This is a genomic window from Pseudomonas sp. NFACC24-1, assembly GCF_900115235.1.
Classification (GTDB): domain Bacteria; phylum Pseudomonadota; class Gammaproteobacteria; order Pseudomonadales; family Pseudomonadaceae; genus Aquipseudomonas; species Aquipseudomonas fluorescens_AA.
The window spans coordinates 1-13,328 of sequence record NZ_FOVS01000041.1; the positions used below are offsets into that span (position 1 = coordinate 1).

The window sequence follows — 13,328 nt, forward strand, 5'->3', positions numbered from 1 at the left end:
CATTTCCGCGAGCTTGAAACGGGTGTTCTGGAAGTCGGCGATGGTTTTGCCGAACGCCTTGCGCTCGCGGGTGTAGTCCAGGGTCCATTGCAGCGCCGCTTCGGCCGAAGCCAGGCCGCCGATGGCGACGGTCAGGCGCTCCTGGGGGAGCTCTTGCATCAGGTAGGCAAAGCCCATTCCGGCCTGCCCGAGCAGGTTGTCCTTCGGCACGCGGACATCCTGGAAGAACAGTTCCGACGTGTCCTGGGCCTTCATTCCGACTTTTTCCAGGCGCTTGCCCTTTTCGAAGCCCGGCGTGCCCGCCTCCACCAGAAACAGGCTGGTGCCCTTGGCGCCAGCCTTGGGATCGGTCTTGGCGACCACAATCACCAGGTCCGCCAGGAAACCATTGGTGATGAAGGTCTTGGAGCCGTTGATGACGTATTCGTCACCGTCCAGCACCGCCGTGGTCTTCACCCCTTGCAGGTCGGAACCGGCGCCCGGCTCGGTCATGGCGATGGCCGTGACCATTTCTCCGGACACCAGTTTCGGCAGGTACTTGTGTTTCAGCGCCTCACTGCCGTAATGCAGGATGTACGGCGCGACGATGTCGGAATGCAGCGAGAAACCGATCCCCGTCAGCCCCAGGCGACCGATCTCCTCGATCACCACCGTGCTGTAGAGGAAGTCCGCGTCCAATCCACCATAGGTTTCTGGAAGGTGCGAGCACAACATGCCCGCCTCCCCCGCCTTGTTCCAGAGCTGGCGATCGACATGCCCCTGTTTTTCCCACTGGCTGTGGTACGGCACGGCTTCTTTTTCGAGGAAGGTTCGTACGCTGTCACGAAACAATTCGTGCTCGGGACTGAACAGTGTTCTTGGGATCATGGCTCACCTATGGTTATTGTTGGACGTGGTTATCCGATAGAGCCTAAGCCTGCGGTGTACGACAGGACACTGGACACATCCGACAAAAAATAAGACGATCCAGCCGTCTAGTGACCACTTTCCCCTATAAAAATAAAAGATGAATTATGTCTATGCACGTCTCCACGCCCTTGAGGCGCGTCAGCATCCTGGCAATCGACCGAGTCTTCGCCTTCACCCTCATGCAAGCCAAGGATTTTTTCCACCTGGCCAGCCTGCGCTATGGCAAACAACTGGGCCACGGTCTGACGCCGGCGTTTGAAACCCGGCTGGTCAGCCCCGATGGCAAACCGGTGAACAGCTTCAGCGATGTGATCATGCCGGTGGACGGTGGCTTGGAAAACACCGACATCATCATCCTGCCGGCCTTCTGGGATGATTTCGCCAGCCTCTGCCAACGCTACCCCCAGATACTGCCCTGGCTACGCGAACAACACGCTCGCGGCGCGGTCCTCTGCGGCGAAGCCACCGGGGTGTTCTGGCTGGCCGAGGCCGGTCTGCTCGACGGCAAGGAAGCGACCACCTACTGGCGCTTCTTCAATGCCTTCAAGGAGCGCTTCCCCCAGGTGCACCTGAACCAGGACAAGCACCTGACCGACGCCGACAACCTGTTTTGCGCCGGCGGCGCGACCTCAGCCTGCGACCTCTATATTTACCTCATTGAACGCTTCTGCGGCGCCAACGTGGCCCAGGCCGTGGCGCGGGACATCCTGTATGAAGTGCAACGCAGCTATTCGCCGGGACGGATCGGCTTTGGCGGGCAGAAACTGCACCAGGACGTGATCATCCTGCAGATCCAGCAATGGCTCGAAGAGCACTTCGCCGATAAATTCCGCTTCGAGGATGTTGCCCGGGAGCATGGCATGAGCATCCGCAATTTCATGCGCCGCTTCCAGACTGCCACGGGCGACAAGCCGCTGCATTACCTGCAACGACTGCGGATCGAAACCGCCAAGGGCCTGCTCTCCGGCAGCCGCAAGAGCATCAAGACCATCAGCTACGAAGTCGGCTACGACGACGCGAGCTTTTTCGCACGACTGTTCCGGCAACATACCGACCTGTCGCCGAACCAGTATCGGCAGCAGTTTCAGCAGGCGGCGTGAACCAGAGCTGAATGCAATCCCATGTGGGAGCGGGCTTGCTCGCGAAAGCGGTGGGTCAGCTTGCATTTATGCTGAACATGCCGCCCCCTTCGCGAGCAAGCCCGCTCCCACAGGGTCATGTAGTGAACTGCTAAATTTCGCACGCAAAAAAGCCTGCAATCGCAGGCCTTTTTTTGCTTTGCGAATCGCCCTACGGCTTATGCGCCCGCGACAGGAATTCGTGGGATTGCATCTCCAGCAAACGACTCAAGGTCCGCTGGAATTCGAAGGTCAGGCGACCGCCGGTGTAAAGGTCCTTGAGTTCGACTTCGGCCGAAATGATCAGCTTCACGTTACGGTCGTAGAACTCGTCGACCATGTTGATGAAGCGACGGGCGATGTCGTCGGTGGTGACGCTCATCTGCTCGACGCCGCTGAGCAACACGGCGTGGAAGATCTTGCCCAGTTCGATGTAGTCGTTCTGGCTGCGCGGGCCGTCGCACAGTTCGCGGAAGTCGAACCAGGCCACGTCGTCACAGGTGCGGATGGCGCGGATCTCGCGGTTTTCGATGATCAGCACATCGTTTTCCACCGCCTGGGTGCATTCCGGCGTAAGGGCGCGGAAGCTCTTGCGCAGGCTTTCTTCGGCGGCGGCATCCAACGGAAAGTGGAACAACTCCGCTTGCTCGAGGTGACGCAGGCGGTAGTCGACGCCGCTGTCGACGTTGACGATTTCGGTGTGTTCCTTGATCAGCGCGATGGCCGGCAGGAACCGCGCCCGCTGCAGGCCGTCCTTGTACAGGCCGTCCGGCACGATGTTCGAGGTGGCGACCAGGGTCACGCCATTCTTGAACAGCTCTTCCATCAAGGTGCCCAGGATCATGGCGTCGGTGATGTCGGAAACGAAGAACTCATCGAAGCAGATCACCCGGGTCTCGTCGGAAAAACGCTTGGCGATGATGGTCAGCGGGTTCTTCTCGCCCCCCAGGGTCTTCATTTCCTCGTGCACGCGCTTCATGAAGCGGTGGAAGTGCGTGCGTGTCTTTTCCTTGAACGGCAGCGCTTCGAAGAAGGTGTCCACCAGGTAGGTCTTGCCACGGCCAACGCCACCCCAGAAATACAGGCCCTTGACCGGTGCCTGGTCTTTTTTGCCGAACAGTTTGCCCAACAGGCCCGGCTTGTTGTTCGAGGCCGCGACCAGGTCGTCGTACAGGCGCTGCAAATGCCGCACCGCCGTTTCCTGGGCTGCGTCGTGGAAGAACTCCGGGCGTTTCAGATCAGCTTGATATCGTTCTAGGGGCGTCATATTCGTTAGCAAGGCAACAAAAACGGGCCGTCACTGTAGCGATGGCCCAGAGGAATGGCAATCGGCCCTTATTCGGGCCGATGGTCGGGTAACGCGCCGCGATCAGTCCTGGGCAGGCGTCAGGGCAACGCGCAGCGCATCGATGGCCGCATCCCGGGCGACGCTGTCGGCGAAGGCCGGGCTGTTCGCCACGCACTCACCGTCGAGCCAGACGCTGAAACCCAGGTCGTCGCTGCGTACATCCAAGGGTTGGCCGGACTGCAATTGCTTGGTCACCTGCCCTGCGGTCTTGCCGTCGGCAAAATTGTTCGACAGCAACAGTTGCTCGCCATCGGCAGAAAGCAGGCGGAAACGGAAACTGCCGTCATCCTCGCGGAAGCTGACGAAACGAGCCGCCTTGGCCGCTTTCTTTTTGACCTGGGTTGCCACCTGGACCTGGCTGACGAACGAACGCAGGCCAACGGCCTCGCGCAGCTCGTTGAGGAACGGTGTTGCCACGGCCCGGGCCTTGCTCGCGCCCAGTTGCAGGATGTCTTCAAGGTCCGACGGACGTTCGATGAACTGGTGATAGCGCTCGCGTGCTTCACCCAGCTCGTTGTCGAGCAACTGGAACAGGCGGTTCTTGGCTTCGCCCCAACCCAGGCCTTGCAGCAGTTCGCTGCGGAACTCGGCGGCCTGTTCGGCAGTGGCGAAGGCCTGGAACAGGGTGAACAGGTGCGAATTGTCCGGATCCTTGGCTTCGCCCGGGGCACGGGAGTCGGTGACGATCCGCGAGATCGCGTCCTTCATGTCCTTGGCGCTGCTGAACAATGGGATGGTGTTGTCGTAGCTCTTGGACATCTTGCGGCCATCGAGGCCTGGCAGCGTGGCCACGCTTTCTTCGATCAGCGCCTCGGGCATGGTGAAGAACTCCTTGCCCTGGCCGAACAGGTGATTGAAGCGCTGGCCGATGTCACGGGCCATTTCCACGTGCTGGATCTGGTCGCGACCGACCGGAACCTTGTGGGCGTTGAACATCAGGATGTCGGCGGCCATGAGGATCGGATAGCTGTAGAGGCCCATGGTGACACCGGCGTCCGGGTCTTCGCCGGCCTCGACATTCTTGTCCACCGAGGCCTTGTAGGCGTGGGCACGGTTGAGCAGGCCCTTGGCGGCAACGCAGGTCAGCAGCCAGGTCAGTTCCGGGATCTCGGGAATGTCGGACTGGCGATAGAACGTCACGCGGTCGACATCCAGGCCGCCAGCCAGCCAAGTGGCGGCGATCTCCAGGCGCGAACGCTGGATACGCAGCGGGTCATCGCACTTGATCAGGGCGTGGTAGTCGGCCAGGAAGTAGAACGAATCGGCGTTGCTGTCGCGGCTGGCGAGAATCGCCGGACGGATGGCGCCGGCATAGTTGCCAAGGTGCGGGGTGCCGGTGGTGGTGATGCCGGTCAGGATACGGGTACGCGTCGTCATGGGTTATCGCTTGTCAGACTGCTATCAATTCGAGAGGCGCGGCAGGATCAGATCCTTGAGATCGGTCAGCTTGCCATGAAAAAAGTGTCCGCATTCTGCCACTTTCAGCAGCTCATGGGGGCGTTGGAGCGTGTCGGACCATTCGTAAACCAGCTGCGGATCGACCACTTCGTCGGTTTCCGGCTGGATCACGGTCAACTCGCCACCGGTCGACAAGGGCGATTGCTCGTCCAGGCGCATCACCGCCGGGGCCACCATGAACAGGTGCTTGACCGGTTGCCCCTGGGCTTCCAGGCGCCCACCGAGGCTGGCGGCGACAAAGCCGCCGAAGGAAAAACCGAACAGGGTCAGGGGCAATTGCGGGTATTTTTCACGCAACCATTGGGCGACAGCCTGGGCATCATCCACTTCGCCGGTGCCCATGTCATGAGTACCTGCGCTGGCCCCCACGCCACGATAATTGAAACGCAACGTAACCAGCCCGGCATCACGGGCAGTGCGTTGCAGGGTCGAGACCACTTTGTTGAGCATGGTCCCGCCTTGCACCGGGTTCGGGTGGCAGATCAGTGCCAGGCCACGGGGGGCCTCGCTGTCCAGGTACAAGGCTTCCAGTTGGCCCACGGGGCCATCGATGACGACAGGGGTTTCGCGCATAAGCAAGGGAAAGAACTCCGTGACCCCGAATTGGGTCGACTCGTCTAGCTAAAGTCTGTGCCTGGCATGATTGCGATGTTCTTCGCGGTATACAGCGCAGGTCCGAGCCGTTAACGTAAAGCAAAGCCGTTTATAGAGGAAGGACTCGTGGAACACTCGCTCTTAGTTTGGTTGTTGCCGACTCTTGCCCTGGTTGCCGGTGTCGCCATTGGATTCCTGCTTGCCCGACTGCTGCCCAATGCGGTGCCCAACAGCACGCAACGTCAGCTGGACGACATTCAGGAACGTTTCGACAGTTATCAGAATGAAGTGGTCACCCACTTCAACAGCACCGCTTCTCTGGTGAAAAAACTCACCCAGAGCTACCAGGATGTCCAGGATCATTTGTCCGAGGGTGCCAATCGCCTGGCCCTGGACGAGCAGACTCGCCAGCGCCTGCTCGCCGCCCTGCAAGCCGATGCGGCACAGACTCCACGGGAACGCCTGACCCCGCCAAAAGGGATCCAGGAACCGCCGCGGGACTACGCCCCCAAGGCCCCGAATTCACCCGGCATGCTCGATGAGCATTACGGTTTGAAGAAGTAATTTGCGAGCGACACCCAAAAGCCCGCCCGATCAAATGATCGGGCGGGCTTTATTTTAGTCCAGGAAAATCCCTCTGTGGGAGCGAGCTTGCTCGCGATGATGGCGACACATCCCACATCAACGGCTCAGGCAGACCGCTATCGCGAGCAAGCTCGCTCCCACAGGGGTTGGCGCCAGCCACAAAAAACGGGGGCCCTGTTTCCAGAGCCCCCGTTTCATTTACCGCCCAACCGTTATGGGTACTGCTGGTAAGTCTGCCCCTGCTGCTGCGGCGCCTCCTGATATTGCTGGCCAGGAATCGCCTTGAGGTTGACCTCGACACGACGGTTTTGCGCGCGGCCATTGACATCGGCGTTGCTGGCCACCGGGTTGTCCGGGCCGGCGCCACGGGACGAGAGGTTGGCACCGCTCACGCCCTGGGACGTCAGGTAGGTCGCCACGCTCTGGGCACGGCGCTGGGACAGGTCCATGTTGTGCTGGCGGCTGCCGGTGCTGTCGGTGTAACCGACGATCTCGATCTGGTTCTGGTTGAACTCCTTGAGGGAGTTGGCCAGGTTGTTCAGCGGCTGGTAGAAGCTGGACGCGATGTTCGCCGAGTCGGTGGCGAAGGTGATGTTGCCCGGCATGATCAGCTTGATCTGGTCGCCCTGGCGCTGCACTTCAACGCCGGTATTGGCCATGCTGGCGCGCAGTTTCTTTTCCTGCTGGTCGGCGTAGTAACCGTAGCCGGCCGCGGAAGCCCCCACCACCGCCGCACCGATCAACGCACCCTTGCCCCGGTTATCGTGACCGATGGCCGCACCGGCCAACGCCCCCGCCAGTGCACCGAGGCCGCCGTACTTGGCGGTTTTGCTCATGCCCGACGATTCGGTAGAGGCCTGGCCCTGGTTGTCATAGGGGTTAGGCGACGCACAGCCGGACAACAAGGCCACAGCAGTAGCGACAACGATCAAGCGACGCGAGGTGAACATGGAATGCTCCTGGTTTTCAGTCTGAAGTGCCAGGGCGTAGGCAATCGACTCTGGCAGGCGTTGGAACGCGGCAATCGTTAAAAATTCCGTCCCGCTGCGTTGCGCTTCGCCCGGCTGCTTCATGAAAAACCGTCGTCTGGGCCGGTTGCCTCAGCCCTGGGCCAGGCAGCGGCTCACGCCCCTGACAATCATCTCCACTTCCCGCCCATCGATCGTCAGCGGCGGCAGCAGACGGATGGTCTGGCCCCGGGTGACATTGATCAGCAGGCCGTGGTCCCGAGCGGCGCGAAGGGTCAGGTCGCGGACCGGTTGCTTGAGTTCGATGCCGATCATCAAGCCCTGGCCGCGAATCGCCAAGACATTCGGGTTGTCCGCCAGCTCGGTCCGCAGCCGGCTCAGCAATTGTTCGCCCTGGTGCCTGGCGTTCTCCACCAGCGCTTGTTCCTCGATGATGTCCAGCACCGTGCAGCCGACCCGACAGGCCAGTGGATTGCCGCCGAACGTACTGCCATGGCTGCCAGGGGTAAACAACTCGGCAGCCTTGCCCCGTGCCAGGCAGGCACCGATGGGCACACCGTTGCCCAGGCCTTTGGCCAGGGTCATGACATCCGGCACGATGCCCTCGTGCTGGAATGCGAACCATTGGCCGGTGCGACCGATGCCGGTCTGGATCTCGTCGAGCATCAACAGCCAGGCGCGCCGACTGCACAGCTGCCGCAAGGCCTTGAGATAACCCGGTGGGGCGAGTTGCACACCGCTTTCACCCTGGATCGGTTCCACCAGCACCGCGACGATGCGCTCGGCGTGAGCCTGTTGAATCTGTTCCAGCGCCGCAAGATCGCCGAACGGCACCTTGATGAAATCCCCCGGCAACCGGTTGTAGCCCAGCCGCACGGACGGACCGTCACTGGCGGACATGGTGCCCAAGGTGCGCCCATGGAACGCGTTGTCCATGACCACCACCAAGGGCTGCTCGATACCCTTGTGCCAGCCGTAGAGGCGCGCCAGTTTCAGCGCGGTTTCGTTGGCCTCGGCGCCAGAATTATTGAAAAACGCCCGCTCCATCCCCGACAGCCGGGTGAGCTTTTGCGCCAGGCGTTGCTGCCAATCGATGCTATACAGGTTGGAGGTGTGCAACAGCAGGCCGGCCTGCTCGCTGATGGCGGCCACCAGCCGCGGGTGGGAATGGCCGACATTGGTCACCGCCACGCCCGCCACCGCATCGAGATATTCGCGACCGTCCTGGTCCCACAGGCGCGTCCCCAAGCCATGGGTGAAATTCAGCGCCAGGGGTTGGTAAGTGGTCATCAGGCAGGCAGCGGTCATGGCATCAAGCTCCATCGGGTGGTTTTTTCCAGTATGGTTAGCCACCAAGGCTGGATAAACGCTGCTTTACTTCAATCATTTAAAAGCTGAGCTTGATAATGGACCTGTTCCAGGCAATGACCGTTTACGTGAAGGTGGTGGAAACCGGGAGCCTGACGGCGGCGGCCCAGGCGTGCGAAATGTCCACCACCATGGTGGGCAATCATCTTCGTGCCCTGGAGCAACGCCTCGGCGTGCGCCTGATCAACCGTACGACGCGGCGCCAGCGTCTGACAGAATTCGGCTCGACCTACTACCAGCGCTGCCTGGAAGTACTGGGGCTGGTGACCGACTCCGAACGCCTGGCCGAACAGACCCAAGGCGAGCCCACCGGCACTCTGCGCATCACCGCGCCGCTGACCTTTGGTACCGAACGCCTTTCGCCGGCACTGGCCGAATTCAGCCAGCGCTTCGCCCAGGTCAAGCTCGACGTGGTGCTGACCAACCAGCGCCTGGACCTGCTCGACCATGGCTTCGACGTCGCCATCCGCCTCGGCCATCCCGACCCGAAGCTGATTGCCCGTCCGTTGCAGGACTACACCCTGACCATCTGCGCCTCCCCCGCTTACCTGGCCCGGCGCGGCATGCCGGAACAACCGGCGGACCTGCAACGACACGACTGCCTGTCGTTCGCCTATTCAGCAGCAGACGAATGGCGCTTCGCCCAGGATCACTGGCCCATCAACGGGCCGGACGGCGAGATCAAAGTCCCGGTGAACGGACCGATGCTGATAAACAGCTCTTCGGGCTTGCATCGCGCCGCCCTGGCCGGGATGGGCGTGGTGATGTTGCCCGATGCCCTGGTGGCCCAGGACCTGAAGGAGGGGCACTTGGTGGCGTTGCTGCAGGGCTACCAATTGCCCCATCGGCCGATGAGCCTGATGTACGCGCAGGATCGCTACCGCTTGCCGAAACTGCGCAGTTTTGTCGAGTTCGCGCTGGAGAAATGGGGCAAACCCCAACCCCCAGCCCAATGATGCTGTGGCGAGGGGATTTATCCCCGCTGGGTTGCGCAGCAACCCCAAGACTGTCGGTTCACATCGCAGGTGATGTCGGGTTTGATGACTTTTGGGGGGCCGCTACGCGACCCAGCGGGGATAAATCCCCTCGCCACAAAAGCAAACCCCGTCTGAACATCCGCCGCTAGTTCCCCACCCCCCCATCAGCTACTCTTCTTCTTGGACGAGCATTTTGATATCAAGGCCGACGAGGAAACGACGATGGGAGACGCCTCGAACATCGACATGCTGCGGTTCGACCTGTCCGATCTGGACGAAGGCGTACTGCACACCATCCTGGAACTGGTCAGCGATGGCATCTGGGACTGGAATGCCAACACCGGCTTCGTCTACCGAAACCCCGGCTGGTACACGATGCTTGGTTACCTGCCTCATTCACTGGACAACACCGTGTTGACCTGGGAAAGCGTGATCCATCCGGAGGATTACCCACGGGTCATGGCGTTGTTCGACGACTACCTGGAACAACGATCCCATCGCTACCAGGCCGAGTACCGTTGCCGCATGCGCGACGGGGCCTACATCTGGATCGAGGATCGCGGCTACGTGATCGCCCGCAACCCGGACGGCACGGTGGCCCGCATGATCGGCGCCCATCGCAGTATCGATGACAAGAAGCGCCTGTTCGAGCAACTGGAACGGCGTAACAAATCCTTGGAAGCCATCATCGAAGAACGCACCCGCGAACTGTCCCGGGTCAACCATCAGTTGCAGCTCCAACTCGACGAGAACCGCAGGCTTGCCGAAACCGATGCCCTGACGCGGGTCGCCAACCGTTATCGCCTGGACCAGGCGCTGCCGCTGGCCTGTGAGCGCGCACAGCGTTTCCGCGAGCCGTTGTCGTTGATCGCCATGGACGTCGATGACTTCAAGGACATCAACGATCGCTACGGCCACGCCTTCGGTGACGCAGCGCTGGTGCAAGTGGTGCAGAGCGTCAAGCGCTGCGAGCGCGGCAATGACTTGCTGGTGCGCTGGGGCGGCGACGAATTCATCATGATCTTGCCCAACACCGCCCTGGCCGACGCCCGCCTGCTGGCGGAAAGCATTCGTCGTGGCCTGTCCGACCTGCTGCCGGTGGGCGACTTCCAGATCACCATGAGTTTTGGCGTAGTGCAGCGCTTGGAGGATGAACAGCACTCGGCGTTGCTGCACCGGGCGGACCAGGCGCTGTATCGCTCCAAGATGGCGGGCAAGAATGTGATTTGCGAATGAACGGTACCCTGGCCCAAACACAAAAAAGAATGCAGACATGAGGCGTTGGCAGCGGTCATAGCCTGTATACCTCGCGATCAGGCCTGCGCCCTTGCCAACTCGACTTCCCTCCTCCTCACGCCTTTACCTGGGCTGCGCCGGCTGGTCGCTGCCCCGGGAGCATTGGCCGGCCTTTACTGTCGACGGGACGCATTTGCAGCGCTACAGCAGCCGGTTCCCCGCCGTGGAGATCAACAGCTCGTTCTACCGGCCGCATCGCCCCGCCACGTATGGGAAGTGGGCCGGCAGCGTTGCCGGGGACTTCCGCTTCTCGGTCAAGGTGCCCAAGCAGATGACTCATGAACGGCGGCTGATCGACTGCGAAGGGCTTATGGATGAATTCCTCGGGCAATGCTCGCAACTGGGAGAGAAGCTTGGCTGCCTGTTGATTCAGTTGCCACCGTCGCTGGCGTTCGAGGCTGCCGTGGCCGAAGTATTCTTCAAAGCCTTGCGGGATCGTTATCAAGGTCATGCAGTGCTTGAGCCACGACACCCGAGCTGGCTCGCCCCCCAGGCCGCAACGATCCTGCAAGACGCGTGCATCGGCCGCGTCGCCGCCGATCCATCACCCTTGCCCGGCGGCGATCAACCCGCTGGCTGGCCTGGCATTCGCTACTACCGGTTGCACGGTTCGCCACGGATCTACTATTCAGCTTACGAGGACGCCTGGCTGGAACGCCTCGCCCAAACGTTGCAAGCCGACCCCGACACACCGACCTGGTGCATCTTCGACAACACCGCCAGTGGCGCCGCGACCGCCGACGCGTTGCGCTTGATGGGCCTGATGCAAGATGCAAAGCCGCTACCGGCAACAAATGGTCAGTTGCTGCCGGTCCGACCGTGACAACACCGCTCGGGTCCAATAGATTAGGCGACCGGAAAAAAGCTCAATGCCTTTCTCGCCTCATCCCGCTAACAGAAGTAGTGAAATTTCAATGTCCGATTCCAACACCGCTGAATCCGTAGTCACCCTGTCGTCCAAAGCGGAATACGAAAACTCCATCAATCTTTCACAGCATCTGCCCCAGGCCAAAACCATCAGCGAAATGGTCCTCGATGCGTTCCAGTCGAACCGCGAAAGCGACCAGATCCGCGAACTGCGCAACGCCATCCGTCAGGCCCACGATGCCTTCGACGACGACAAGGCCTACGAACTGATGGGCCAGCTCAAACAGCTCAAGGACGCCGAAGCCGCCGACTTCGCGGCCCTGGAAGACCTGAGCAGCCGCTTCCCGATCAGCCGCATCCTCTCCAGCTACAAGGACGACCCGTCGTTCCAGGAACTGGTCTACGGCCTGGCCCTGAAAGTGCTGAACCAGACCCACCAGGCCATCAGCAACCCAAGCGGCAGCAAGGGCAAGGCCGCGCGGGCCAAGAAGGAGGCCGAGGTGTTTGTCATCAGCAAGGACGGCATCAGCGTCACCCTGCCCCTGCGCACACCACGCTCCAAGCCGAACGTCGACCGCGAAGCCTTCGAGTTCCTGGGCTTCAACTTCGTAGGCGAAGGCGACGAAGCCGAGTTGGAAAGCGAAACCTTCCTGGACAATGACGGCACCGAACAACCGGCCACCCGCAAAGGCATCGTCACCGCCCTGCAACAGCAGAAGGCATTTGACGGCTACAGCATCGCCCAGCAATAAGCCATCGCCCAACGATCGTTCCCACGCTCCGCGTGGGAGTGCCTCCTCGGACGCTCCGCGTTCGGCTTCTTGGGACGCAGAGCGTCCCAGGCTGCATTCCCACGCAGAGCGTGGGAACGATCCTCCAGGCAACCCCCATGAAAAAGCCCCGCGCTTCTCTCGAAGGCGGGGCTTTTTTTGCAGCATCTGAAGCTTAAGGCGCGTACGTCAGCAGCAGCTCACTCGGCACCTTGAAGTCCAGGGACATCATGACGCTCAGGGCGGTGATGGTGAAGATCGAGAACACGAACAGCTTGCGTGCCCAGACCGTGTCATCCACCGCCTTGTAGCCGGTCCAGGCCATGTACAGCCAGTACATGCCCATGGCGGCGGCGACGGCGAGGTAGCTCATGCCGGCGTAGCCGCTGAAGGTCAGCATCAAGGTCGCCACCAGGAAGGCCAGGATGTAGAGCAGGATGTGCTTCTTGGCTACCAGGATACCGCGCTTGACCGGCAGCACCGGAATCGAGGCCGCCAGGTAGTCGTTGAAGCGGAAAATCGCGATGGCGTAGGAGTGCGGCATCTGCCACAGGCTGAACATCACCAGCAGCGTCAGCGCCGCCATGTCGAAGCTGTTGCTCACCGCCACGTAGCCGATCACCGGCGGCATCGCCCCCGACAGGCTGCCCACCAGCGTGCCGTGGACCGACTTGCGCTTGAGGTACAGGCTGTAGAGGCCGACGTAGATGACAAAACCGATCACCGCGAACAGCGCCGCCAACGGGTTGGCCACCCAGTACAGCAGCGCCACACCGGCCACGCCCAGCACCGTGGCGAATGCCAGGGCCAGTTGCACCGGAATCAGGCCTTGGACCAGCGCGCGGTTCTTGGTGCGTTCCATCTTGATGTCGATGTCGCGGTCGATGCAGTTGTTGAACACGCAACCGGACGCCACCACCAGGGAAGTGCCGATCATCGCCGCCAGGAAGATGGCCAGATCGACATGCCCTTTCGAGGCCAGGAAAAACCCGCCTGCCACAGAAAGCACGTTACCGAAAATGATCCCCGGCTTGGTGATTTGGATAAAGTGCTTCAGGGACATCCGGACT

The 13,328-nt window shown here is 61.2% G+C and carries 13 protein-coding genes; 6 read left to right on the forward strand and 7 right to left on the reverse strand.

The features are described 5' to 3' along the window. Positions 1-867, reverse strand: an 867-nt coding sequence (locus BM317_RS26325) for an acyl-CoA dehydrogenase family protein (protein ID WP_092476868.1), incomplete at its 3' end; no start/stop codon positions are given. Positions 868-1,112: 245 nt separating this feature from the next. Between BM317_RS26325 and BM317_RS26330 the strand changes: the two genes are divergently transcribed. Continuing rightward, complete coding sequence (locus BM317_RS26330) at positions 1,113-2,009, forward strand: GlxA family transcriptional regulator (RefSeq protein ID WP_170842279.1); 897 nt, start codon at positions 1,113-1,115, stop codon at positions 2,007-2,009. Between the two features lie 190 nt (positions 2,010-2,199). Here BM317_RS26330 and zapE read toward each other — a convergent pair whose 3' ends face one another. The 3 genes from zapE to BM317_RS26345 form a co-directional block, all read right to left on the reverse strand. Beyond that, positions 2,200-3,294 (reverse strand): cell division protein ZapE, encoded by a 1,095-nt coding sequence (gene zapE / locus BM317_RS26335; RefSeq protein ID WP_072409535.1) that lies wholly within the window; start codon positions 3,292-3,294, stop codon positions 2,200-2,202. A 102-nt stretch (positions 3,295-3,396) separates the two neighbouring features. Then, on the reverse strand, positions 3,397-4,752 hold the full coding sequence (locus BM317_RS26340; protein ID WP_092476844.1) for a tryptophan--tRNA ligase: 1,356 nt from the start codon (positions 4,750-4,752) through the stop codon (positions 3,397-3,399). A gap of 24 nt (positions 4,753-4,776) precedes the next feature. Continuing rightward, positions 4,777-5,406, reverse strand: a complete 630-nt coding sequence (locus BM317_RS26345) for an alpha/beta hydrolase (RefSeq protein ID WP_092166178.1) — start codon at positions 5,404-5,406, stop codon at positions 4,777-4,779. Positions 5,407-5,553: 147 nt separating this feature from the next. Here BM317_RS26345 and BM317_RS26350 point away from each other — a divergent pair, with 147 nt between their 5' ends. Then, on the forward strand, positions 5,554-5,991 hold the full coding sequence (locus BM317_RS26350; protein WP_003205372.1) for a Z-ring associated ZapG family protein: 438 nt from the start codon (positions 5,554-5,556) through the stop codon (positions 5,989-5,991). Positions 5,992-6,224: 233 nt separating this feature from the next. Here the strand turns inward: BM317_RS26350 and BM317_RS26355 are convergent, their stop codons facing one another. Both BM317_RS26355 and BM317_RS26360 read right to left on the reverse strand, forming a co-directional pair. Continuing rightward, positions 6,225-6,962 carry a YiaD family glycine zipper/OmpA-like lipoprotein gene (locus BM317_RS26355; RefSeq protein ID WP_092166461.1) on the reverse strand — a complete coding sequence of 246 codons (738 nt, stop codon included), beginning with the start codon at positions 6,960-6,962 and terminating at the stop codon, positions 6,225-6,227. 150 nt (positions 6,963-7,112) lie between these two features. Further along, positions 7,113-8,288, reverse strand: coding sequence for an aspartate aminotransferase family protein (locus tag BM317_RS26360; protein ID WP_092476846.1), 1,176 nt, complete (start codon positions 8,286-8,288; stop codon positions 7,113-7,115). A 98-nt stretch (positions 8,289-8,386) separates the two neighbouring features. On the opposite strand from BM317_RS26360, the gene BM317_RS26365 reads away from it, so the two are divergent. The 4 genes from BM317_RS26365 to BM317_RS26380 all read left to right on the forward strand — a co-directional run bounded on the left by BM317_RS26365 (position 8,387) and on the right by BM317_RS26380 (position 12,240). Beyond that, positions 8,387-9,304 (forward strand): LysR family transcriptional regulator, encoded by a 918-nt coding sequence (locus tag BM317_RS26365; protein ID WP_092476848.1) that lies wholly within the window; start codon positions 8,387-8,389, stop codon positions 9,302-9,304. A gap of 243 nt (positions 9,305-9,547) precedes the next feature. Further along, a complete protein-coding gene (locus tag BM317_RS26370; protein WP_092166172.1) occupies positions 9,548-10,561 on the forward strand; it encodes a sensor domain-containing diguanylate cyclase in 1,014 nt (337 codons plus the stop codon). Between the two features lie 91 nt (positions 10,562-10,652). Next, entirely contained in the window at positions 10,653-11,444 is a 792-nt protein-coding gene (locus tag BM317_RS26375; RefSeq protein WP_092476850.1) for a DUF72 domain-containing protein, read from the forward strand. A gap of 91 nt (positions 11,445-11,535) precedes the next feature. Further along, positions 11,536-12,240, forward strand: a complete 705-nt coding sequence (locus tag BM317_RS26380; RefSeq protein WP_092476852.1) for a hypothetical protein — start codon at positions 11,536-11,538, stop codon at positions 12,238-12,240. Between the two features lie 193 nt (positions 12,241-12,433). Here BM317_RS26380 and cyoE read toward each other — a convergent pair whose 3' ends face one another. Then, complete coding sequence (gene cyoE / locus BM317_RS26385) at positions 12,434-13,321, reverse strand: heme o synthase (RefSeq protein ID WP_063324463.1); 888 nt, start codon at positions 13,319-13,321, stop codon at positions 12,434-12,436. Between the last annotated feature and the right edge of the window lie 7 nt (positions 13,322-13,328).

Coding starts and splice junctions, on each gene's coding strand:
- zapE (WP_072409535.1), bottom strand. CDS start 3,294: ATGACGCCCCTAGAACGATATCAAGCTGATCTGAAACGCCCGGAGTTC.
- BM317_RS26340 (WP_092476844.1), bottom strand. CDS start 4,752: ATGACGACGCGTACCCGTATCCTGACCGGCATCACCACCACCGGCACC.
- BM317_RS26345 (WP_092166178.1), bottom strand. CDS start 5,406: ATGCGCGAAACCCCTGTCGTCATCGATGGCCCCGTGGGCCAACTGGAA.
- BM317_RS26355 (WP_092166461.1), bottom strand. CDS start 6,962: ATGTTCACCTCGCGTCGCTTGATCGTTGTCGCTACTGCTGTGGCCTTG.
- BM317_RS26360 (WP_092476846.1), bottom strand. CDS start 8,288: ATGACCGCTGCCTGCCTGATGACCACTTACCAACCCCTGGCGCTGAAT.
- BM317_RS26365 (WP_092476848.1), top strand. CDS start 8,387: ATGGACCTGTTCCAGGCAATGACCGTTTACGTGAAGGTGGTGGAAACC.
- BM317_RS26370 (WP_092166172.1), top strand. CDS start 9,548: ATGGGAGACGCCTCGAACATCGACATGCTGCGGTTCGACCTGTCCGAT.
- BM317_RS26380 (WP_092476852.1), top strand. CDS start 11,536: ATGTCCGATTCCAACACCGCTGAATCCGTAGTCACCCTGTCGTCCAAA.
- cyoE (WP_063324463.1), bottom strand. CDS start 13,321: ATGTCCCTGAAGCACTTTATCCAAATCACCAAGCCGGGGATCATTTTC.